This is a genomic window from Mucilaginibacter ginsenosidivorans, assembly GCF_007971025.1.
GTDB classification, from domain to species: domain Bacteria; phylum Bacteroidota; class Bacteroidia; order Sphingobacteriales; family Sphingobacteriaceae; genus Mucilaginibacter; species Mucilaginibacter ginsenosidivorans.
Genome location: NZ_CP042436.1, coordinates 1499906 through 1522051 on the forward strand (window position 1 = coordinate 1499906; position 22146 = coordinate 1522051).

Annotated in this window: 20 protein-coding genes; 6 read left to right on the top strand and 14 right to left on the bottom strand. The window is 44.7% G+C overall.

Annotated elements, in window-relative coordinates; translation table 11 throughout:
• Positions 1-7: 7 nt before the first annotated feature.
• Positions 8-1678 carry a molybdopterin-dependent oxidoreductase gene (locus FRZ54_RS06895; protein WP_147030896.1) on the top strand — a complete coding sequence of 557 codons (1671 nt, stop codon included), beginning with the start codon at positions 8-10 and terminating at the stop codon, positions 1676-1678.
• Between the two features lie 87 nt (positions 1679-1765).
• Here the strand turns inward: FRZ54_RS06895 and FRZ54_RS06900 are convergent, their stop codons facing one another.
• Entirely contained in the window at positions 1766-2611 is an 846-nt protein-coding gene (locus FRZ54_RS06900) for a hypothetical protein (RefSeq protein ID WP_147030897.1), read from the bottom strand.
• A 257-nt stretch (positions 2612-2868) separates the two neighbouring features.
• On the opposite strand from FRZ54_RS06900, the gene FRZ54_RS06905 reads away from it, so the two are divergent.
• The gene (locus FRZ54_RS06905) at positions 2869-3213 is read left to right on the top strand and encodes a hypothetical protein (RefSeq protein ID WP_147030898.1); all 345 of its coding nucleotides are present in this window, start codon (positions 2869-2871) and stop codon (positions 3211-3213) included.
• Positions 3214-3667: 454 nt separating this feature from the next.
• Here the strand turns inward: FRZ54_RS06905 and FRZ54_RS06910 are convergent, their stop codons facing one another.
• From FRZ54_RS06910 to FRZ54_RS06925, 4 genes are all read right to left on the bottom strand, one after another.
• A complete protein-coding gene (locus FRZ54_RS06910) occupies positions 3668-4090 on the bottom strand; it encodes a Rossmann-fold NAD(P)-binding domain-containing protein (RefSeq protein ID WP_147030899.1) in 423 nt (140 codons plus the stop codon).
• A gap of 84 nt (positions 4091-4174) precedes the next feature.
• The gene (locus FRZ54_RS06915; protein WP_147030900.1) at positions 4175-5224 is read right to left on the bottom strand and encodes a response regulator; all 1050 of its coding nucleotides are present in this window, start codon (positions 5222-5224) and stop codon (positions 4175-4177) included.
• The gene (locus FRZ54_RS06920; RefSeq protein ID WP_147030901.1) at positions 5221-6408 is read right to left on the bottom strand and encodes a PAS domain-containing sensor histidine kinase; all 1188 of its coding nucleotides are present in this window, start codon (positions 6406-6408) and stop codon (positions 5221-5223) included. Before FRZ54_RS06920 ends, FRZ54_RS06915 begins: the two co-directional genes overlap by 4 nt.
• A gap of 236 nt (positions 6409-6644) precedes the next feature.
• A complete protein-coding gene (locus FRZ54_RS06925; RefSeq protein ID WP_147030902.1) occupies positions 6645-7337 on the bottom strand; it encodes a Crp/Fnr family transcriptional regulator in 693 nt (230 codons plus the stop codon).
• Between the two features lie 217 nt (positions 7338-7554).
• Between FRZ54_RS06925 and FRZ54_RS06930 the strand changes: the two genes are divergently transcribed.
• Positions 7555-9420 (top strand): chloride channel protein, encoded by a 1866-nt coding sequence (locus FRZ54_RS06930; protein WP_147030903.1) that lies wholly within the window; start codon positions 7555-7557, stop codon positions 9418-9420.
• Positions 9421-9513: 93 nt separating this feature from the next.
• On the opposite strand, the gene FRZ54_RS06935 is transcribed toward FRZ54_RS06930, so the two are convergent.
• From FRZ54_RS06935 to FRZ54_RS06975, 9 genes are all read right to left on the bottom strand, one after another.
• Positions 9514-10011, bottom strand: a complete 498-nt coding sequence (locus FRZ54_RS06935) for an RrF2 family transcriptional regulator (RefSeq protein ID WP_147030904.1) — start codon at positions 10009-10011, stop codon at positions 9514-9516.
• Between the two features lie 80 nt (positions 10012-10091).
• The gene (locus FRZ54_RS06940) at positions 10092-10406 is read right to left on the bottom strand and encodes an iron-sulfur cluster assembly protein (RefSeq protein WP_147030905.1); all 315 of its coding nucleotides are present in this window, start codon (positions 10404-10406) and stop codon (positions 10092-10094) included.
• Between the two features lie 10 nt (positions 10407-10416).
• The gene (locus FRZ54_RS06945; RefSeq protein ID WP_147030906.1) at positions 10417-10845 is read right to left on the bottom strand and encodes a SufE family protein; all 429 of its coding nucleotides are present in this window, start codon (positions 10843-10845) and stop codon (positions 10417-10419) included.
• Between the two features lie 2 nt (positions 10846-10847).
• Positions 10848-12092 (bottom strand): cysteine desulfurase, encoded by a 1245-nt coding sequence (locus FRZ54_RS06950; protein ID WP_147030907.1) that lies wholly within the window; start codon positions 12090-12092, stop codon positions 10848-10850.
• On the bottom strand, positions 12089-13402 hold the full coding sequence (sufD, locus tag FRZ54_RS06955; protein ID WP_228462645.1) for a Fe-S cluster assembly protein SufD: 1314 nt from the start codon (positions 13400-13402) through the stop codon (positions 12089-12091). Before sufD ends, FRZ54_RS06950 begins: the two co-directional genes overlap by 4 nt.
• Positions 13403-13425: 23 nt before the next feature.
• The gene (gene sufC / locus FRZ54_RS06960) at positions 13426-14190 is read right to left on the bottom strand and encodes a Fe-S cluster assembly ATPase SufC (protein ID WP_147030909.1); all 765 of its coding nucleotides are present in this window, start codon (positions 14188-14190) and stop codon (positions 13426-13428) included.
• Between the two features lie 23 nt (positions 14191-14213).
• Positions 14214-15659 carry a Fe-S cluster assembly protein SufB gene (gene sufB, locus FRZ54_RS06965; protein ID WP_147030910.1) on the bottom strand — a complete coding sequence of 482 codons (1446 nt, stop codon included), beginning with the start codon at positions 15657-15659 and terminating at the stop codon, positions 14214-14216.
• An 88-nt stretch (positions 15660-15747) separates the two neighbouring features.
• Positions 15748-16512 carry a regulatory iron-sulfur-containing complex subunit RicT gene (gene ricT / locus FRZ54_RS06970; protein WP_187359776.1) on the bottom strand — a complete coding sequence of 255 codons (765 nt, stop codon included), beginning with the start codon at positions 16510-16512 and terminating at the stop codon, positions 15748-15750.
• A 1-nt stretch (position 16513) separates the two neighbouring features.
• Complete coding sequence (locus FRZ54_RS06975) at positions 16514-17449, bottom strand: WD40 repeat domain-containing protein (protein WP_147030912.1); 936 nt, start codon at positions 17447-17449, stop codon at positions 16514-16516.
• Between the two features lie 117 nt (positions 17450-17566).
• Here FRZ54_RS06975 and FRZ54_RS06980 point away from each other — a divergent pair, with 117 nt between their 5' ends.
• The 3 genes from FRZ54_RS06980 (at position 17567) to FRZ54_RS06990 (ending at position 22140) form a co-directional block, all read left to right on the top strand.
• Complete coding sequence (locus tag FRZ54_RS06980; RefSeq protein WP_187359777.1) at positions 17567-19510, top strand: FTR1 family protein; 1944 nt, start codon at positions 17567-17569, stop codon at positions 19508-19510.
• 108 nt (positions 19511-19618) lie between these two features.
• On the top strand, positions 19619-20578 hold the full coding sequence (ric, locus tag FRZ54_RS06985) for an iron-sulfur cluster repair di-iron protein (protein WP_147030914.1): 960 nt from the start codon (positions 19619-19621) through the stop codon (positions 20576-20578).
• Positions 20579-20814: 236 nt separating this feature from the next.
• The gene (locus FRZ54_RS06990; RefSeq protein ID WP_147030915.1) at positions 20815-22140 is read left to right on the top strand and encodes an NAD(P)/FAD-dependent oxidoreductase; all 1326 of its coding nucleotides are present in this window, start codon (positions 20815-20817) and stop codon (positions 22138-22140) included.
• Positions 22141-22146 lie beyond the last annotated feature (6 nt).

Below are 22146 nucleotides of genomic sequence, written 5' to 3' on the forward strand. Positions count from 1 at the left end.
AGGAACCATGTTTACCAACTTTAATGAAGCAGAGCGAAAACTACGCTATCCGGATGACCGGCGGTTTTTTATTGGAATAAAACCGGCGGTGTTTGTGATTTTTCTTATTATCCTGCTGGCAACAGCGGGACTCGCCTGGTTTCAATACCTGGTATTTGGCCTTCCCCCTGACCCCTCCCTGTCCCTGCCGGTGAGGAGATATGCTGCTCCGGCGGGCTTTCCCATATGGTTAAACCTCAGCCATTGGGTTAACTTTTTTTTTCTCATACTTATTATCCGGAGCGGGCTTTCCATTTTGGCAGACCATGCCCGTTTATATTGGAACAATGGTTGTTCTCCAAATTCAGAGTGGTTGCGGTTTACACCCGTGAAAGTACCTGATGACGAAGTTTGGACGGCTAAAGAAGATGCCCGCTATATTAGTCCGGTTATCGGCCTGCCCGGTTACCGCCACACCATTGGCCTGGCCAGGCACTGGCATTTTCTGACGGTTCCCTTTTTTTTGCTCAATGGCGCTGCATTTATTGCGTTATTGTTTTTTACTGATCAGTGGGAACGCCTTGTTCCGACGTCATGGCAGGTGCTCCCCGATTCCTGGAATGTGTTTGTCCATTATGCGACCTTTCACATGCCCATTGAGCCCAATGGCTTTTATCATTTTAATGCACTTCAGCAAATATCATACTTTGCGGTCGTCTTTTTACTCGCGCCAGTTGCTATGCTTAGTGGCATGGCCATGTCACCGGCTATTGAAAACCGGCTGCATTGGCTTCCTAAACTTTTTGGCAACAGGCAGGGTGCCCGTTCGGTTCATTTTTTAGTCATGCTTGCATTTGTAGTTTTTATTATCATCCATGTGGCCATGATAGCCGCTACCGGCCTCGTGCGCAATATGAACCACATTACCGTTGGTAGCGATAATCCTGACAATCGAATAGGAATATATATTGGATCAGGTATTATTTTAATAACGATAGCCTTTGCTTTTCTGGCTCATTGGATTTCCTGGCAGCGGCCTCGTTCATTACAACGTGCGGAGGCGGCTATCAACGGCAGGCTGTGGCATTTATCAATCAACAAATTAGCCCCCAAAGCATATTATAAGAAAAAAGACATTTCGCCTTATTTCTGGGTAAATGGCAAAATCCCTGATTCCGCCGAATGGCGCGACCTTGCTGCAAGTGAATTTAAAGATTATAGGCTTAAAATAGGCGGCCTGGTTGACAATCCGGTTGAACTATCTCTTGAAGAGCTTAAAAAAATGGATTTGGAGCAAAACATCACGATGCATCATTGCATACAAGGCTGGTCAGGAATTGCCGAATGGGGCGGCTTGCCGCTTAGCAAACTGATTGAATTGGTCAAGCCCCATCCTTCCGTTACTACAGTGGCATTCTATTCTTTTGGCGAGGGGCTTTTTGGCGGAACCTATTATGATACCCATAGTTTGGACAATTGCATGAAACCGGCATCCATACTGGCCTGGGAGATGAATTATCAGCCCCTTTCTGCAACACACGGTGCGCCGCTAAGGCTTAGGGTAGAAAATCAGTTGGGATATAAAATGGTCAAATGGATCAGCAAAATTGAATTTTTAGAAACCCATCTGCATACCGGTAAGGGGTTTGGCGGTAAGAATGAGGATGATGAATATTTTGATCTGCTGGCCGATACTTAGCCGCATTTCAATTATCGGATCTGGAGCAAATGAATAAAACCTGTCTGGCACTGATTCGCTTTTTTGTCATATAGACGTCCGTCCGAACTAATAAGGGAATACCAACAACGGGATGGTAATATGTTCAGGCAGGATTTCCGTGATATACCTGCCCACGAGTTCCTCAAAATGAAAGCGGTGGTTAACGACAACGACCATGTCCGTGTGCATTTCATGCACCATGATATCTAAAGCCCTTTGCGAGTCCCGCTCCTTGATATTGTTAAAGATCAGCCCGTCATAGTTGACTTTATTGCTAACGGTTTCACAAAATAATGAGGCCGCGTAATGATCTTCGATAGGAACCAATCCCTTTGCTGAAATATGGGCGACCATCAGGCTGGCCTGATATGGTTTTGCCAGCTCGACCAAATGTTTTAATACCAGCATCCTGCAATACCGCAGATCAGCCATATAAACAATTCTTTCAAATGCTTTGAGGCAGAAATGAGCGGGCACAATCAAAAGAGGGCAGCTTACCCTGTTAAGGACGCCGTGAATATTAACCGGTTTAGTCTCATGGTTAATAACCGGCGTTTCCGTCAGACCTTTAACGATCATCCATATATTTCTTTTGATGATCAGCTGGATGAGCTCCTTTTCATGAAAAGCCGAAATATCGATCTCCGTAATATCCGTTTTAAAAGTATCAGCCGGTTGATCCGCAGTAGCAAGCGATTTTAAATAGCCGGTCAGCCCGTTGATCGTTTCGCTTCCGGCTTCCTCTTTTCCGGAGGTTAAAGCATACTCCTTTTTTAAGGATTTTAGTGCGCCTACTTTTTGCGCATTTGCCACTAAAAGATTGGCATTTATTTTCCCGCCGATTTGTAAGGCTAATTCCCCGGCGTGTTTTGCCTCGGCTGAGCCATCGTTAATGATGATGATTGTTTTCATAAAGATTGAGTTAGAAGTTGGCCTTCACCTAAAATTACGAGGTTCCTTAGCTTTAAAAAATGACCATTTGCATCAATTTAGTTGACAATTAAGATGATCCTGCCCTGATTTTATAAAACCGGCATCCGTATACCCATTACCTCCATGCTTATTTCATTTTCCCGCAGAAAAGGTGCGAAATGCCCTGTTTTTTGGTGCTTGCTGACCTATCCCCGGAGCCCTGTGTTGAGGATATTTGTTATATAAAACAAAATATCATGAATACTTTTAAAATTAATTCATCAAATGCAGCGGATCTGTCTTCCTTTCTAAAAAGTAATAAAACGTGGCAAAAGTATATCGCTTTTGCCGATAGCCAGACTAAAAATCGTATGCTCTGGTTCCTGGTAGCGTTTGTGTTTCAGGCGGTAGTTTTCCTTCCCATACCGGCAGCGCTGATGTATTATTACAATGCATCGGTTGTTACTCTCGCAATAACGGTCCTCTTGTTTTTTGGATTTTTGGTGGTTGGAATGACGGGGTTTGGGATACGAACCCTTATTCTTTATACAGCGTTTAGCTTTGCTGTGAATTTGACGATGCTGGCCATTTATATACTATGATAACCGATGTAAGTAAAATTAGCGATACACTTTATGTGGTTTTTTAAGTGGGATATAACCGCAATTTCGGAAGCATGACCACGGTGCAATAATCATCTTACCTCTTAATACATTTCCTGTTAAATCAACTGGAATTTTTTCATTAAGTTGAAAATAATAAGCAATCAGCCTTTTGAAGGACTCGGGAGACTTTGTTTTTGCGCGCCGGGTAAAAATGGCTCCCTTTAATTAATATCCTCCGAAAGTTGAACTTTCTCCCGGATTTCACTGCAATAGCCCTAATCCAAAACAGCCCTTTGTCACTGACAACTTATGCCATCATCCGGCTTTTGCCCCCGGTGAAAAAATAAATAGCCGCCGCCAACCATCTCAGGTGATGCCATTACGTGAATTAATTTTACCCATTTTAATGGATTTTACCGCCCCGCGCAACATCGGGGAGTAACCGTTTGCCTTAATTTGAAAGATCGTTCTTTATCGTAATTACCTGGATCGTCGCTTGTTTACCGGCAGATTTATTTTCCTGCCACCGGTCAAGATTTTGTATGGTCTGTCTGGCTATTTCAGGGGCTCCCGGCGGATAAGCCATACTGTCAACAGATTTGTTGTTGGATCGGTCTGTCCCTTTCTTACTGGTGCTTCGAATGGATGTAGCGCATGTCGCGAGATGCCTGACCCCTAAATCGGCCAGCCGGCTAATTACCTGTTCAGAAACGGCATCGTTGGTGAAGACAAATACCGCTTCTTTTCCTTTAGCATACATGGCGCTTTCCAGGTTCAGCGGATTGGTGATTAAAGTAATATGATGCTTTTTCTGATTGGCCTTTGCCAGGAACTCTTTTTCAAATGGTTTTATGCTATAGACAACTGCTCTCATACGCCAACATCTTTGTTACCTACAAAAGTATCCAAGCCACTGCAAATGAACTATGCGGCCGGTCAAAGAAAAAAGTGCCATTTATCAGTTTTTCATCTTTCTCAACCGGTCGGGGTCAAGCAAGCAGATGTTGCTTCCTTTTTTCTCGATTAACCCCTCTGTTCTAAAATCAGCTAAGGTTCTGCTGACAGATTCAATGGCCATGCCCGCCATAGAGGCGAGATCCTGTCTTGTAATTTTAAAGGATCTTGTCTGATTATCTTCCGCTCCATATAAACGCAAAATGGTTTCGGCCATCCTCTTACGTACCGAAAAATAAGCAAGCTGTAAAAGCTGCTCTTCTTTTTCCTTAATATCGTTGGAAAGTAATTTAATAAACTCCCGTGCGATATCCGGGTATAAATTCAAGAGGTTCTCTACTTTGTCCTTAGGAAGCTGGCACAATACGCTGTCTTCAATCGCTATCGCCGTATCGCCATAAGGTTCGTTTGCCAATACCGCCTGAATGCCCAAATAGTGGTCTGCAGCATAAACGCCGGTCATCAGTTCGCGGTCATCGCAAGCCTTAATTGTTTTAACCCTGCCTTTTAAGACCAGGAACAGGCCATGCCCTTTATCACCTTCGTAATAGATTACCTGCTTTTTTTTAAATAGCCGGTCTTTCCGCTCATCAATTATTTTCTTTAATTCTTCAAGCCCGTCTTTTTTACCAAAAAGCGTATGCAGCTTGTTCAGCGAATCGTTGTAAAATCTTTGCTGCGTCTCCCTTTTCTTTAAGCGGCCTTCTATGGCATGCAACAGTTCCATGTCATCAAATGGTTTGGTCAGGTAGTCATCTGCCCCAAGATCCATGCCTTTTCTTAAATCGGCCATTTCAGCCTTAGCGGTTAGAAATACCAGCGGAATAACCATCGTTTCAGGATGCTTGTTCAGCAAATATAATACTCCATACCCGTCGAGTTCCGGCATCATGATATCACATAAAATAAGATCTGGCAACTCTTTAATAGCAACTTCTACCCCGATTTTGCCATTGCCTGCCTCTAATACATCGTAATCTGCCAATTCAAGGATTTCAACAATATTCTCCCGTATATCGGTGTGGTCCTCAATGATTAATATCTTTTGTTTCATAGTGCTGGAAATGAAAGCGTAAATAAAGTGCCCTGATTCACTTGGCTTTTAAAGTCGACCTCGCCGTTCATCAAACAAGTATATCTTGCTACGATATTCAAGCCTAAGCCAGTCCCCGGAATAGTTCCCGTATTGTGTGCCCTGAAAAATGCTTCGAATAAATGCTTCTGATCCGCTTCGGGTATGCCGATGCCATTGTCTTTAATGGTTATTCTACAGATTTGAGCTTCTATCTCGGTGTTGAATTCAATAAATGTATTTTCACCAGAATATTTTATGGCGTTGCTGATCAAATTAAAAATGCAATTTTTTAAGAGATTCCGGTCAAGCCTGACCATATTATCCGTGCCGGTATGCTGATAAATAATGTTTTGATTTTGTTTGGCAATCATCTGCATTTGTTCGGTGATTTCTTCCCCAAATTCTACAAGGTCAAAGCGGTTAAAGTTTGGTTCTACTTTTCCGATTTCCAGTTTTTCCAATGAAAGGAATTCATTTAACACACTGGTTAAGTTCCCGACAGCATTCTTTATTTTTCCTACATGTTTCCGGATGCGACCGGTGTCCGGGACCAGGGCATATTTATCAATTAAAGAAACAGATAGCTGTATCGCACTCAAAGGTGTCCTGAACTCATGTGAAGCCATCGACACGAACCGGCTCTTCAACAGCCCTAATTCTTTTTCTTTTTCCAGGGACAAACTCACTTCTTCCTTCGAACGTCGCAATTGCTCGACAATATTATTTAATGTCAGGGTGCGCTCTTTAACCTGCTCTTCCAATTGAACAGCAAGGTTTTTAAGCTTATCCTCCGCTTCTTTCCGGGGGCTGAGATCATGTATAAATCCGGTGTAAATTATCCCTTCAGCCAATTGAACTTCGCTTACGGCCAGCCTGAAAGGGAAAACGTTCCCGTCTTTTTTTAACCCGGTCACCTCCCTTCCTGTACCGATAATGTGCGGTATGCCGGTTTGCTGATAACGCTGAAGATAGGTATCGTGCCTGTCTTTATCCGGCGATTGCATCAGCATGGATAGGTTGTTCCCGATCACTTCTTCCGGCGAATAACCAAAAAGTTTACATGCCGATGGGTTGATCAGTTCGACGACGCCATTCTCAGTTATTGTAATAATACCGTCGATCGCATTTTGAATAATTGCATTTAATAACGGAGCATTTTCCATGTGGTCAGGAATTTCTATTTCTTCTGGTTCTAAACCGGCAATCAGTTCATGCTACAACCGGGGTCGGTGGTCATTTTTAAGCGCCGCCGCATTAAATCGTTTAAAGCCGGCGTTTGGCTATATTTCCCGATACGGGCCGTATATAAGAGGATAAAGACCCGGTGTGTTCCACCAATTTTATCAAATGGTTAACCGCTTTGTTTTTGATTTAATTTCAGGGGCCTATTAGTCTTTCGCTATAAACCATCATCTTCAATCAGTTTCATTAACATTACTTCGTTCATAATCATCATCCTTCTACCGGTAATGGTGGCTAATCCCTTCTCCGTGAAGTCGTTGATGGTCCGGAATAAGGATTCATAAACCGCGCCTGAATAAGACGCAAGATCCTGCCGGGTTATCTCAACATTCACAAAGCCATGTTCATTCAGCCCAAATTGGTTTTTAAGGCTAATCAAAGCCTGGGCAACCCTTCCTCTCACAGACATATGTGCCTGGTTCCGCATCCTTTTTTCTGATTCCTGCAACTCATTCGCAAAAAAATGCATCATTTTGATACTCAACTGGTGATTAACATTTAATGAAGTATTAAAAAAATCCATATCTACATAGCAAACCAAAGATTGATCGATCGCTGTGGCAGATACAGGATAGGTTGGTTGATTGCCTAATCCGAGATGGCCAATAATATCGCCGTCCTTTGCAAACCTTAAAATCACCTCTTTTTCTTTAGTCCATCTTTTATGAACCTTTAGATTCCCGCTTGCGACAAAGAAAATGCCCTTAACCGGATCGCCTTCCTTAAACAAAAGTTGTCCTCTTTTAACAAGAATATTTTTTTTGTTTAGGCCAATTGCGGGTAGCCAATCCTTTAAACAGGACTGGCATAAAAAACAACCGCCCGGACCACATAAATGGTTATTCGTCATTGAAGTTTTAGCTGTTCCTAACAATAATAAGTATAAAATTTCTAAATATCATAAACATTGCGCATGAAATACTAATTTAACAATAATATGATATTTGACAATTTTAACATTGCCTGTGCAATATAAAAATCACTCATAAAGGGAATTAATTTGTAAGTTTGCAACAGTATTACAAACCCGACATAACATAAGAATCATCAATAGTATTTGTCTTAAAATGAAGCATCCTAATCATATCCCCATCTCCCCGATACTGTCTTCTATCGACAACGAGGCTCAGTCTACAAATGACAGTCTGCAATTAAAAAAAAGATTATTACGTATTTCAGGGTTGTCTATTTTGGTAGCCATTGCCATCAGCCTGATCGCAAAGTTTTTGGTCATACTGATCAATATTGTAACCAATCTGTCTTTTTACAGATCACTAGAATCAGTGTTCCATAGCCCCGCCGATAATCAATTGGGATTATGGGTGATCTTTGTACCGGCAATTGGCGGCGTTTTAGTTGGCCTGATGGCATTATACGGTTCTAAAGCAATTCGGGGGCACGGCATACCCGAAGCAATGGAACAGATACTGACCAATCAAAGCAGGATCAAACCTTCTATCGCCTTTTTAAAACCTATATCTTCTGCTATAGCCATCGGAACGGGCGGTCCCTTCGGCGCCGAAGGCCCGATCATAGCAACCGGCGGCGCCTTAGGTTCTACGCTGGGCCAGCTCTTTAAGATATCTTCCAATGAACGCAAGATCATACTTGCTGCCGGTGCTACGGCCGGTATGGCTGCCATATTTGGCACGCCGATCGCAGGGGTATTCTTAGCCATAGAATTATTGCTATTTGAATTTTCACCCCGGTCCATTCTCCCGGTTGCGCTGGCTTGTATTACCGGCGCTGCAGGTCATCATTTATTATTTGGCACAGGCCCGGTATTTCCGATGCCTGATTTAAAGATTCCCAACAACGGCGCTTTGGCCATCTATAGCAGCATTGGATTAGTGATCGGATTCCTTTCATTAGGCGTGACTAAGATTGTTTATTTCATAGAAGACATCTTTGAAAAATTACCGGTTCATTGGATGTGGTGGCCGGCAATAGGTGGTTTAGCGGTTGGACTGATCGGTTTCTTTGCCCCCAAAACGCTGGGTGTCGGGTATGATAATATCATTAGTATCCTTTCGGGGACTTTGAGTGTGATCGTTATTTTACGATTGTTTCTTTTTAAATTCCTTTCCTGGGCAATCGCGTTGGGAAGTGGCACTTCCGGTGGAACACTGGCACCATTGCTTACCATAGGCGGAGCGGCCGGAGCACTTACAGGAGCGCTGATTTTAACCCTATTCCCCGATTCAGGTATCACGATTCCCATGACCGCGTTGATTGGAATGTCTTCGATGTTCGCAGGGGCTTCGAGAGCCTACCTCACGAGTATCACCTTCGCATTGGAATCCACCGGGCAGTTTCATGCCTTATTACCATTATTAGGTGCTTGTACAGCTGCCTATATTGTTTCTTTCTTTTTGATGGAAAATACGATCATGACAGAAAAGATCGCGCGGAGAGGGGTGCTTACGCCGGATTCCTATGAACCTGATATACTGGGAAAACTAACGGTGGCACAGGTAATCAAGGATACGGCTACAATTCTTGACCCCGGACAAACGATCCGTGAAGTCAGGGATTGGCTAAAAACAAACAAAATTCAGGACAAATATTTTATTACGGCCGACAAAAAAGGTAATTATCTGGGGATCGTAACCCTGCAGGATATCAACCGGCACGATATAGAATCGGAATCATTGTTAAACGCGATCATCCACACCGGAACTCATGCCGTTGATAAAACGGACAGCCTTCGGAAAGCAGTGGAGTTGCTGTCAAAAGGAACGTTAGAAGTACTGCCGGTGATAATGGATCACCAGGTCATAGGTTTATTAAGCCATCAGGATATTATTGATACTTATAAATCGCACCAAGATGAAAATGAAATAGTAAACACACAGATTTCATTGAAGCGGCAAAGGTTAAAAGTATTGGCTCATGGAAAAGGATTATTCAGTGCCCGTAAAAAAAGCAAATGATATTGTAAGTGCACCTGTATATAGTAGCCATTTTATATCGGATTTTTCGCTTTTTTAAAAAATGGACCAGTCACTGGTTTCCGGCGCCCATACTTAAGTATTGATCTTTCCATTCCCGGCCATAAATGTCTTTATGTTTTGCTCAATAATGGTATTGATCAGCTGATCCGCGTTCATTTCTGAACCGATAAGATCTTCCAGCGTAATTTTATCCAGCAGATTATCAATGGTGATCTGCACCATTTGCCAGAGGGAACGTATCGAGCAATCCACCGAATTGGTACAGAATTTAAGGATGCCGGAGTAATCTTCGCAGAATGCTTTTTCAAACAAGGAACCTCCCAATATTTTTAAGGCCTCGTTAATGTTGATCTGGGCAGCGGGACGCGAAAGGATATAGCCGCCCTTATTCCCCGGTGTACTATTGATATAGCCGGCCATGCGGAGCATACGGGTAAGTTTGGCTACATAGGGTGTGGACAGGCCTTCGGCAAAACTTAAAGCCTGGATAGTCATACCGTCCCGCTCGCGGCACTTTGCAATCCTTAACAGGACCCGCAAACCATATTCCTCTTGTGAAGTTATTTTCATAAGTCATTCCTGAAAAACAGGCTTTTCAAGCTTTCAAAATTATTCAATTTTAAATGATATTCATCCGGTGTGTTCAATCGTTACAAAAGGCCCAATTCAAGTTTGGCTGTTTCTGACATCATATCGCTATCCCATGGCGGATCCCAGGTGACAATCACAATGACCTCATTTACGCCTTCAATGGCTCTTACTTTTTGTTCCACCTCCACCGGGATATCCTGGGCAGACGGACAACTCGGTGCCGTCAGCGTCATCACGATCTGAACATTATTATAGGGTGGCAGGATTTCCGTTTCATAAATTAGCCCCAGCTCATAAATGCTTACCGGTATCTCCGGATCGTAGATGGTCTGCAGGCAATCGATCACTTTTTGTTTCAATACATTGTCATCCATAACTTATAGGTTAAATATGAATTATTTTAAAGGCCCTGGCATAATCTTTCATTTGCGCAATCATCGCGCGCAGGCCGTTTGAACGGGTTTGCGCCAAATGGACATGCATCCCTATCTTTTCGATGAATTCCAGCCGGGCATTTAAAATGCTGTCCGGTGCTTGTCCCGACAATACCTCAATCAGCATACTTACCAGGCCCTTTACGATAACCGCATCGCTGTCTGCTTTAAAGAAAACCTTATCGTCCTGATAAGATGCCACCAGCCAAACCGTCGACTGGCAGCCTTTGATCTTTTTATCTTCCGTTTTGAACTGCTCATCTAAAGCCGGCAGCTTCTTCCCTAACTCGATGATATATTCATATTTCTCCTCCCAGGTATCCAGGAAAGAAAATGATTCAATAAATGCTTCTTCAATTGCTGCAATATCCTTTTCCATTTTCACGATAACATTTTAATAGCTTTTCGTAAGCCTGCAACCAGCGCGTCAATTTCTTCGGTTGTATTATAAACTGCAAACGAAGCCCTCACCGTTCCGGGAATACCAAAGCGTTTCATCAGCGGCTGCGTACAATGATGCCCGGTCCTGACGGCAATCCCCTGATTATCCAGTAAGATCCCGATATCCTGCGGATGAAGGCCCTTTATGATAAAAGAGATCACGCTCGCTTTCTCTTTTGCATTTCCGATAATGGTTAATCCGGGGATCGCTTCAAGCTGTTCGGTGGCATAGCTTAATAACGCCGCTTCATGTTGCCTTATTTGGTTCCTGCCATGTTTTTTAATGAAATCTATCGCGGATTTTAAGGCGATGGCATCCGCTATATTCGGTGTCCCCGCCTCATATTTATAGGGAAGCTCGTTGTAGGTCGTATACGCAAAAGTCACCTCTTTTATCATTTCACCGCCACCATGAAAAACCGGCATATGATTTAGCAGTTCCTTTTTGCCATACAGTACACCAATGCCGGTAGGGCCATACAGCTTATGCCCCGAAAAAGCAAAGAAATCGCAATCCATGTCCTGCACATTAATATCAAGATGAACTGCCGATTGAGCCCCGTCGATCAAAACCAGTGCGCCGGCCCGGTGTGCGGCCCGGATGATCTCTTTTACCGGATTAACAGTGCCCAGCGCGTTAGATACCTGCGTGACAGCGACCAGCTTGGTCCGTGTAGTCAGCAGATCCAGGTACGCCGGCATGGAAAGCTCACCATTATCCATAACCGGGATGACTTTTAGTTCGGCACCCTTTTCTTTACACAGGATCTGCCAGGGCACAATATTGGAATGGTGCTCCATTTCAGAGATGATGATCTCGTCGCCTGCAATAATGTTTGCCCGCCCCCAGGTATAAGCCACCAGGTTAATTCCTTCGGTGGTACCACGGGTAAAAATGATCTCATCGGCAGAGGCCGCCCCAATAAATTCTTGTAATGCTGTACGGGAGTCCTCGTAAGCTGCTGTGGCTTCTTCAGCCAGGGTATGTATGCCCCGGTGGATATTTGCATTATATCCGCAGTAGTATTGACTGATGGCGTCAATTACAGCCTGCGGTTTTTGGGTGGTCGCTGCGTTATCCAGATAAATCAACGGACGACCCTTAACCATACGGCTTAGGATAGGAAACTGTAGCCGGATCGCCGTGATATCCAAACGGTCCGTTGATGTGCCTGCCAAAATCATAAACTTTGAATAGATAGACGTTTTGAAATGAGTTGCGTAATATAAGCCCGTAGCGGTTCGGGCTTCACCTGATTGATAATATCCAGTGCGAAGGCCTGTAACAGGAGCGCCCTGGCATCCGCCTTTGGAATGCCCCTCGCCGTCAGATAAAACAAGGCATTTTCATCCAGTTGCCCTACCGTACATCCATGTGAGCATTTTACGTCATCGGCAAATATTTCGAGCTGCGGTTTAGTATTGATGGTAGCTTCATCCGCTAACAGCACATTTTTATTGGTTTGGTAGGCATTGGTCTTTTGCGCGTCGGGGCGTACCATGATCTTGCCGTTGAAGACTCCGGTAGCCTGACCGTCCAGAATACCTTTGTAATATTCATTGCTCAGACAGTTCGGCTGCGTATGATCTACCAGCGTATGGTTATCGGCATGGGTATGTCCGTTTAAAATATACAAGCCATATAAATGGGCTTCATTTTCAGAGGCCTCCATAACCACATGCAAGTTGTTACGAATGATTTCCCCGCTCAGCGTCACCGTAACGGCATGTACATAACTGTTACCGATCTGGCGGATATGTGTGGTACTGACCTGGCTCGCGGTAACTGCATCTTCCTGGATTTTGTAATATTCCAGCTTAGCTTCCCTATCAATCACTATTTCCATTACCTGGTTGGTAAAACTATCCGACGCGCCAAGGGTATGATAGGTTTCTACTAACTGCAATTTTGCGTTTCGTTCAATGATGACCAGGCTGCGCGGCTGGGCAAGCACCGGGCTTTGCCGCGCATCTGAAATGTTGTAGATATATATTGGCTGTTGTAACAACTGCTCTTTGGCAATATGGACAAAAACGCCGTCCTGTATAAAGGAGGTATTCAGCGCATGAACCCCGTCTGCGATAGAGGTGCCGCTCTTCCCGAGATGTTCCCTCACCAGCTCTTTATAAATACCGTTTGCAGCCTCTTCCAATGGCAATACAGTAAGCTGGCTTTTTGGCGAACGGATAGTTGACAGCGCGGGGCTGAACCGGCCGTTCAAAAATACCAGCTCGTTAGCCTGCAGGTAGCCAGGCAACCTGACTGCATCTATAGCTGCTGATTCAAGCTGTGCTTCCGGTATAAGTGCTGCTAAATAAGCGGGATTGTCAAACAACCCGCTGATGCCGGTATATTTCCATTCTTCATTACGCCTGGTTGGAAGCCCGGTTTGCTCAAAAGCCTCGAAGCCCTGCAGTCTGAGCCGGGCAACCGGGCCTTCCGGCCCCCTTGTCTTTAGCTGTTCAAAGCTATCTTTTATGTACGCTAAATTCATGATACCTTTTTATTAATCGCCATTTATAAAGATTCGGCCAAACCGGCTTCCTCTTTGATGAAATCGTACCCCTTTTGTTCAATTTCCAGGGCAAGTTCTTTAGTGCCCGACCGGACGATCTGCCCGTTATACAGCACATGCACAAAATCAGGTTCCAGGTAGTCCAGTAAACGCTGGTAATGCGTGATGACCAGCAGGGAATTATCCTTCGTGCGCAATTGGTTAATGCCGGCGGCGACTATACGCAGCGCATCGATATCTAAACCGGAATCCATTTCATCAAGGATCGTCAGCCTCGGCTCCAGCATCGCCATCTGGAAGATCTCATTACGTTTTTTTTCGCCGCCGGAAAAGCCCTCGTTGATCGAACGGCTCAACAGGGACTGATCGATCTGCAGCATGGCCATTTTTTCTTTCATTAGCTTCATAAAAGCTACCGCATCCAGCGGTTCCTGTCCGAGGTATTTCCGCTTTTCATTGACCGCTGCTTTAATAAAATTGGTGGTACTGACGCCGGGAATTTCTACCGGGTATTGAAACGCAAGAAACAAGCCCTCGTGTGCCCTGTCCTCCGGCAGCATCGGCAACAGGTCTTTGCCTAAAAAGCTCACCGATCCTTCGGTTACCTCATAAGCCTCCCTTCCCGCCAATACCGCAGCCAGGGTACTTTTGCCGGAGCCGTTTGGCCCCATAATAGCATGCACTTCTCCCGGACGGATGTTCAGGCTGATCCCTTTCAGGATTTGTTTACCCTCAATTGAGGCATGTATATTTGTTATTGATAACATAATTCTTTTTTTATTTTTTTTGATTAACCTACGCTGCCTTCCAGGCTTACCGCCAGCAGCTTTTTTGCTTCTATGGCAAATTCCATAGGCAGTTTATTCATTACTTCTTTAGCGAAACCGTTAACGATCAGCGCTATCGCCGTCTCTGCGTCAATCCCGCGCTGCTTACAATAGAAAAGCTGGTCTTCCCCGATCTTTGAAGTGGTGGCTTCATGCTCCACGATAGAGGTGGCGTTCTTTACTTCGATATAAGGAAAGGTATGTGCACCGCAATGATCGCTTAACAGTAAGGAATCACATTGTGAATAATTGCGTGCCCCGGTGGCATGTTTGCCGGTGCGGACAAGCCCGCGATAACTGTTCTGGCTAAAACCGGCCGAAATCCCTTTGGAGACGATCCGGCTTTTGGTATGCTTGCCCAGGTGAATCATTTTGGTCCCGGTATCCGCCTGTTGGTAATGATTGGTAAGGGCTACAGAATAAAACTCGCCTACCGAATAATCGCCCTTTAAAATTACGCTGGGGTATTTCCAGGTGATGGCTGAACCCGTTTCAACCTGGGTCCAGGAGATCCTCGAATGATCTCCCTGGCAAAGGCCCCGCTTGGTAACAAAATTGTAAATACCGCCCTTACCGTCGTGATCACCCGGATACCAGTTTTGAACGGTGGAGTATTTAATTTCCGCTTTTTTATGGGCGACCAGTTCGACAACAGCTGCGTGCAGCTGATTTTCATCACGCTGCGGAGCGGTACAGCCTTCCAGGTAACTCACATAACTTCCTTCTTCCGCAATAATGAGCGTACGCTCAAATTGTCCTGAGTTTTCGGTATTGATCCGGAAATAAGTGGATAGCTCCATCGGACAACGTACCCCGGCCGGAATATAGCAGAAGGAACCATCCGTAAATACTGCCGCATTCAATGCAGCGAAGAAATTGTCGGTTGCCGGGACAACGGAGCCCAAATATTTTTTTATGAGCTCCGGGTGTTGCTGAATAGCTTCGCTGATGGAGCAGAATATGATCCCGATAGCTGAAAGTTGCTCTTTAAAGGAAGTTGCGACGGAGATACTGTCCACGACCACGTCAACGGCCACCCCGCTCAAACGTTTTTGTTCATTTAAAGAGATACCGAGTTTTTCAAAAGTACGCAGCAACTCCGGGTCAACCTCATCGAGGTTATTCAGTTTTCCTTTGTTTTTTGGCGCAGCATAATAAATGATGTCCTGGTAATCGATTTCGGGATAATGCACATTGGGCCATCCGGGTTCTTCCATCGTTAACCAGTGCCGGTAGGCCTTTAGCCGCCATTCCAGCATCCATTCCGGCTCTTCTTTCTTTGCTGAAAGCAGGCGGATCACCTGTTCATTAAGCCCTTTCGGGATTACATCGGTCGCAATAACCGTACTAAAACCATAGGCGTAGTCTTTTGCTATGGTTTTTTCCAGTGTCGTCAATTCATCTTTCATTGTATTTGTCCTTTATTAGGATATAAGAATTAATAGGTAGTACCGGGCGGTGCAATAGGTGCAGGGCCCGCCTTGCTTTCCTGCCCGGTTAGTCCCGGATATAACACTCAAATTTCCCCTCTGTACTTTTCCGCAGCCTGTTAACACCCCCGGCAGTGTATATTATCGGTCGGATTTCTTCTTCACTAAGCCTGGCGGACCACGTATGGCAGCACCAGGCTTTGCCGCAGGGGCCGATGCTCCCCAGGCGGCGGGATTCTTCCAGCAAGCCGATCTGGTGCATTTTGATATAGACTTGCAGCCGCTTATTTAATATTTTAATCAGTTCCCTGAAATCTACCCGCGATTTAGCGGTATAATAAAAGGTGACCATCTGCCCGTCAGCCTGGAAGTCCGCATCACAAAATTTCATGCTAAGGCCAATTTCGCTGGCCGTGACCCTTGCAACGAGCAGCGCATTTTTTTCCGCAGCTTTTACCGTTTTGCATTGTTGCAGATCTTCCGCGGTCGCTATCCTGTATAGCATTTTTACCACATCGCTCGCCGCGATTTTTTTCTTCTTCAACTGTAAAAGAACAATAGGGCCTGTCAATGACACCTGGCCAATGTCGTAACCCCGGTGCGCACCGCTCACCACGACCAGTTCCCGGTTTCTGAGCGGAAGATTCTTGCGGTTGATATAAAATTCCTTCCGATGTCCCTTAAATTGAATTTCTACGATGTTGGTTTGCTGGTTGTCATCAGGAATATTGGTCACAGAAACCCAGTCATAGGCATCAGACTGGCCAAAATATCCGCTGGCAGGCAATACAGCACCACCTCGCGGCATGAATTCTCTGTTTATGTTATCCATTTTAATCATTTATATTGACCTCCCGGATCATTACTTCCTTATCATCACCAACGGATACCAGGTAATTATGAAACGGGCTCCATAATAATTTATTGACAGAATGGGAATGCCCTGTATAGACTTCCTTGTTGATGCGCTTTAGAAATTCAAAGGTTCCGGCATCCCATAGCTTGACGGTTTTATCGCGGCTGCCCGTGGCAAATAGGGTACCATCCGGGCTGTAAGCAATGTCATAAATCGCCCAGTTATGCGCAGCGACAGATTTAATCTGGTTATAGTTCCCCGTTTCCCAGATATTCAGGTAAGCGTCCCTTCCGCCGGTCAGCAGGAATTTTCCATCGGGCGAATAGCGCACTATATTTGAAGACAGCCGGTGGGCTATAAATCCGTACTTTACCTGTAAGCCAAAGAGATCGAAAATAAACACGTCCCCGCTGCCTAAGGCGACAGCTATCTCAGACGTGTCGTGGTTAAAATCAATACTGCGAACTTTTTCAGCGCAAAGCCTTTTTATTTTGACCAGGGAAAGGGTATCCAGCGAGCAAACGGCGAAATTGCCATCCCCCCCGGCCGTATAGAAACAATTGGTCTCCAGGGAATATTTAATGTCGAAAATCGGCCCCTGGTGATACTTGAGTATCTTGATTTCCTTTTTTTGAGCAACGTCAATAATATGGATGCTGCCGTCCGTGGTGCCGGCCAATAATAATTGTTTTTCATAAATATGGCAGATGCTATACAGGTGTGCCGTGAAGGAGGTCGCAAATTTCTCGGCACGGAAACTTTCCAAGTCCCAGTGTGCGATGAACTGGTCACTCCCCCCGGTAAACACCGTGTGATCGGACAAGCCCCGGTCAAGCGCATAGATACAGCCGGTGTGCCCTTTGAGTGCGGCTATTACTTTGAATCCTATATTTTCGTTCTTTACCGTTTCCATTGTTTACAGGTCCAAAATTAAATAATGTTTTCTGTTTATACAAAAAAGTATAAATAATAAATGGAAAGTTTACCTTTGCCGGATAAACACAGGAAAACGAATTTTATAATCATCAATATGAAACCGCAACAATTCTTTCTGGGGTGGGTACTTTTTCTTTTGCTGCCGTGTACTTCGCTGAAAGCAGCGGGGAGTGATAAGGATGTACAAACCATCATTCACCTGCTGGATTACATTTCCTCAGACTATCCGACAGCTGTAAATCATCACCAGGTACAAAATATGGCGGAGTATCGCGAAATGACCGAGTTTGGGATAACCGTTCAAAGCCTTTGCGCTAAAGTGATACAAACAGGCCATTTTAAGGCTAACGCACTTCTGGATAGCGTTTCCGTATTAAACCGTATGATCGCAAAAAAATATCCCTCTGAATCAATTTCATCTATTTCGAGGTCCATCAAAAGAAAGCTGATCGATATGACAGGGTATGTCATATCACCCGGTGCCTGGCCAGATATTTCAGGGGCCAAAATACTATTTGTACAGAAATGTTCATCCTGTCATGGCAGTACAGGGAAAGGAGATGGTCCGCTTGCAAGCGGTCTTGATCCAGCACCGGCAAATTTCGAAAATGATGCTTTGATGCATCGGGTTTCTGCATTGCAGGCTTACAATACCATATCGTTGGGTGTAGAGGGGACCACGATGAAAAGCTTCCATGAATTGTCTTCGGCTGAAAGATGGAAACTGGCATTTTACATACAGAGCCTAAGGTTTAACAACCGGAACGCAAGTCCACAGAAACTGGACGAATCGTTTAAAAAGGCATCGGAAGTGATCACATTGAAAGATGCAGCTACGCTTACCGACAAAGAATTGCTGGAAAGGCTGAAGGGTACACCGGGTCGGAAAGCGGACCAGTTGACAGCTATACGGCTTCACATCCCTGTCCCCGAAAAAAACAGCCCTCTCGCCATTGCGGCAAGCGGCTTACAGGCGGCTTTAAAAGATTATAACCAAAATAACCCCGACGGGGCAAGACAGGCTGCGCTGGACGCATACCTCGAAGGTATTGAACCGATAGAAGCCCGGCTTAAAACGAATGATGGCGCGTTGATGGCAAAGCTGGAACAACGGATGCTGAAAGTACGGTCTGTTATTGAGAAGCACGGTTCAAAAGCGGAGATAAGCCGGCAAATAAGCACCGCTTTAGACCTGATTTCAGAAGCTGACGGGAAGCTTAGAGATTCAAAGGTTTCTTTCTGGCTTTCGTTTGTCTTATCAGGGTCAATTCTTTTGAGAGAAGGTTTGGAAGCTTTTTTGATCATCGCCATCATGATAACGATTATAAAAGCCATGAATAAAAGAAAGGCGCTTATCTGGTTGCACGGCGGATGGATCACAGCTATGTTCGCCGGCTTGGCCGGCTGGTATTTATCTGATTTCATTTTAAAGATCAGCGGTCAGAACAGGGAAATGCTGGAAGGTTTCATTTCTCTTTTTGCCGTTTGTGTGTTAACATACGTCGGCTTTTGGCTCCATAGGAACTCGGACGTGAAAAGATGGAAATCGTTTGTCGAAAACAAGATTAACAGACTCATAAATAATGAAAATATGCTGGGCCTTGCAGCTTTTTCTTTTTTAGTAGTATTTCGGGAAGCTATTGAATCCATACTTTTTTTAAAAGCCATCCAGCTGGAGATTGATCCCCGGAACGAAGCATCCATCGGCCTGGGCGTTTTAACGGCATTAACGCTTATCTTCTCGATCTCGTTTGTATGGATCAGGTATGCACAACGCATCCCTGTTAAACAATTATTTAAATACGGATCAGTTATGATCTCGGTACTGGCCATTATTATCATTGGCAAAGGCGTTCATTCTCTGCAGGAATCTGGCGTTTTTACTGTGCACACACTCGGTTTTAACCTCAATGTTGATTTGGTTGGTATTTATTCAACTGTGGAAACAATCCTGGCGCAAGCCGGATTGATATTTCTAATTACCGGCTTCTGGTATATGGAGAAACAGCAAAGAACAAGAGGACATTTCCAATCCTGAAATCAGGATTACTGCCGATTGTCATCGAACCGTAAAGTATAAAAGTATAAAAGTACTTTTATACTTTTATAATAGTAGATTTGCTCAATAAAAACAAATTCAAAATTTATGGAAACTTTAGAAGACAGCATACTTAATGTGACTTTAATTGAACCCAAACTAAAACACCCCACTATTTTTTCCCGCTTTGATGCATTGAACGAAGGAGAGGGCTTTGTTATCCTGAATGATCATGACCCTAAGCCTGTTTACTACCAACTGCTTGGGGAACGAGGCGACATATTCCAATGGGAATACCTGGAGCAGGGACCGGAATGGTGGAAAGTGAGCATCAAAAAAAAGATAACTGGTGGGGGCGATGAAACCCTCGGACAAATTGCCACTAAAGATTTGCGTAAGGCGGAAGTATTTAAAAAGTATGGTCTTGATTTTTGCTGCGGCGGCAAAAAAACTGTGAAAGCCGCCTGCGAGGAGAAAGGACTGAATTTTGAAGCCGTGGAAAACGAACTGCGCCAGGCCGAAAAGGACGGCGCTACATCCCCCCTTGCCCGCCCCTTACCTTATAATGACTGGAGCCTCAGCTTCCTGGCTGATTATATCGTCAATACCCACCACAGCTATGTGAAAGCGGCTTTACCTGAATTGCTGAAATATGCGGAAAAAGTTGCGAAAGTGCATATCGCAGAACACCCCGAACTATTGGATATCCTGCAATTAACAAAAGAAATTAGTGCCGAGCTGACGGAACATCTGCAAAAGGAAGAAACGGTCCTGTTCCCTTATATAAAACAATTGGAGGGCTCGAAAGAGAACGGGCAACCCCTTATACATACTGTTAAACAGCCGATCACCCTGATGGAAAAAGAGCACGAAATTGTTGGGAAAAGCTTATCAGATATCCGGATGCTGACTAACAATTATGAGCTGCCGCAAGATGCCTGCGCCAGCTATGGCCTATTGTATAAAATGCTGCAGGAATTTGAAGATGACCTGTTTACGCATATTCACCTGGAAAATAACATCCTGTTTATTAAGGCACTGGAAATAGAAAAGCAATTAAATAAATAACGCTGTGAATATCGGTACACCGGGCCCTGTCTCCTTTCTAAATGATCATCAATTCGGATTGTTGCTGATCTGGAATTCAGGCGGGGCCTGGACAGGCCGCAATCCTCTGGCCACCCGGGAACCAGCTTTTTTTACGTGACGAAGCCGATCGCCGGCGGTGAACCGGTACCCGGTCAAAAAAATGCCAAACAGCGCACCGGAAGCGGGAAAGGTTTTTTGAATTTAAAACAACACAAATGGACATTCCACCTATTCATGGAGATCAAAAGAGAGTGGTTATCGTCGGCGCAGGCTTTGCCGGGCTCACACTGGCCAAAAAGCTCTCTCCTGTCTGTTTTCAGATTATTTTGATAGACAGAAATAATTATCACCAGTTCCAGCCTTTACTATACCAGGTGGCGACTTCAGGATTGGAACCCAGCAGCATCAGCTTTCCTCTCCGTAAAATATTCCAGCATTATAAAAATATTTTTGTCCGGATTGCTGAAGTGAAACATATCCATGAAAATCTGATTGAAACATCCATTGGTAATATTGAATATGACTTCCTGGTGTTAGCTCACGGCGCAGAAACGAACTATTTCAAAAATCAATCGCTGCAATACAATGCGCTCTCGATGAAATCGGTTGGGGATGCAATATATCTGCGGAATACCTTACTGCAAAACTTCGAACAGGCACTTAATACAAGCAGTGAAAAGGAACGAAGGGCACTATTGCAAATCATCATAGTCGGCGGCGGGCCAACGGGAGTAGAACTCGCCGGCGCGATCGCAGAAATGAAAAACAATATTCTGCCGAAGGATTATCCTGAGCTGGATTTCAGCCAGATGCAGGTCATCCTGATCGAAGCTTTTCCCCGGTTATTGAGCGGGATCAGCGAGCAGTCAGGCCAAAAGGCACAGCAATACCTGGAATCACTCGGCGTAATCGTAAAAAACAACCTGTCGGTAAAAAATTACGATGGCTATCGGGTAGAACTGAACAATGGCGATACGATGCACAGCCGGTGCCTGGTATGGGCTGCCGGCGTAAAAGGAATGCCCATCGCTGGCCTGCCGCTATCTGCCGTTCTGCCCAATAATAGGATCAGGGTAGATGAATACAACCGCGTTCACGATATGGTCAATGTTTTCGCCCTTGGAGACGTGGCATTCATGCAAAGTAAGGAAAGTCCCAAAGGCCACCCGCAAGTGGCCCCGGTCGCTATTCAGCAAGCCCGGTTACTGGCGATGAATTTGAAAAAATCGTTGTCCGGAGAAAAAATGGCAGCCTTCCGGTATAAGGATAATGGCAGCATGGCAACGGTTGGACGCAACCTCGCAGTCGTTGAAATAGGTAAATTGAAAATCAGTGGTGCATGCGCCTGGTTCATCTGGATGCTGGTGCACCTGATGTCCATCATAGGCGTAAAAAACAAACTGTTCATCCTCATCAACTGGCTATGGCAATATGTCACGTACGACCAGTCGCTCCGGCTGATCTTAAAAACTTCGGGGAAAAATGAAAATCCTCTTCATGAAAAAAATATCGACCCGGCTATTAACTTATATACCCAATAATTTGAA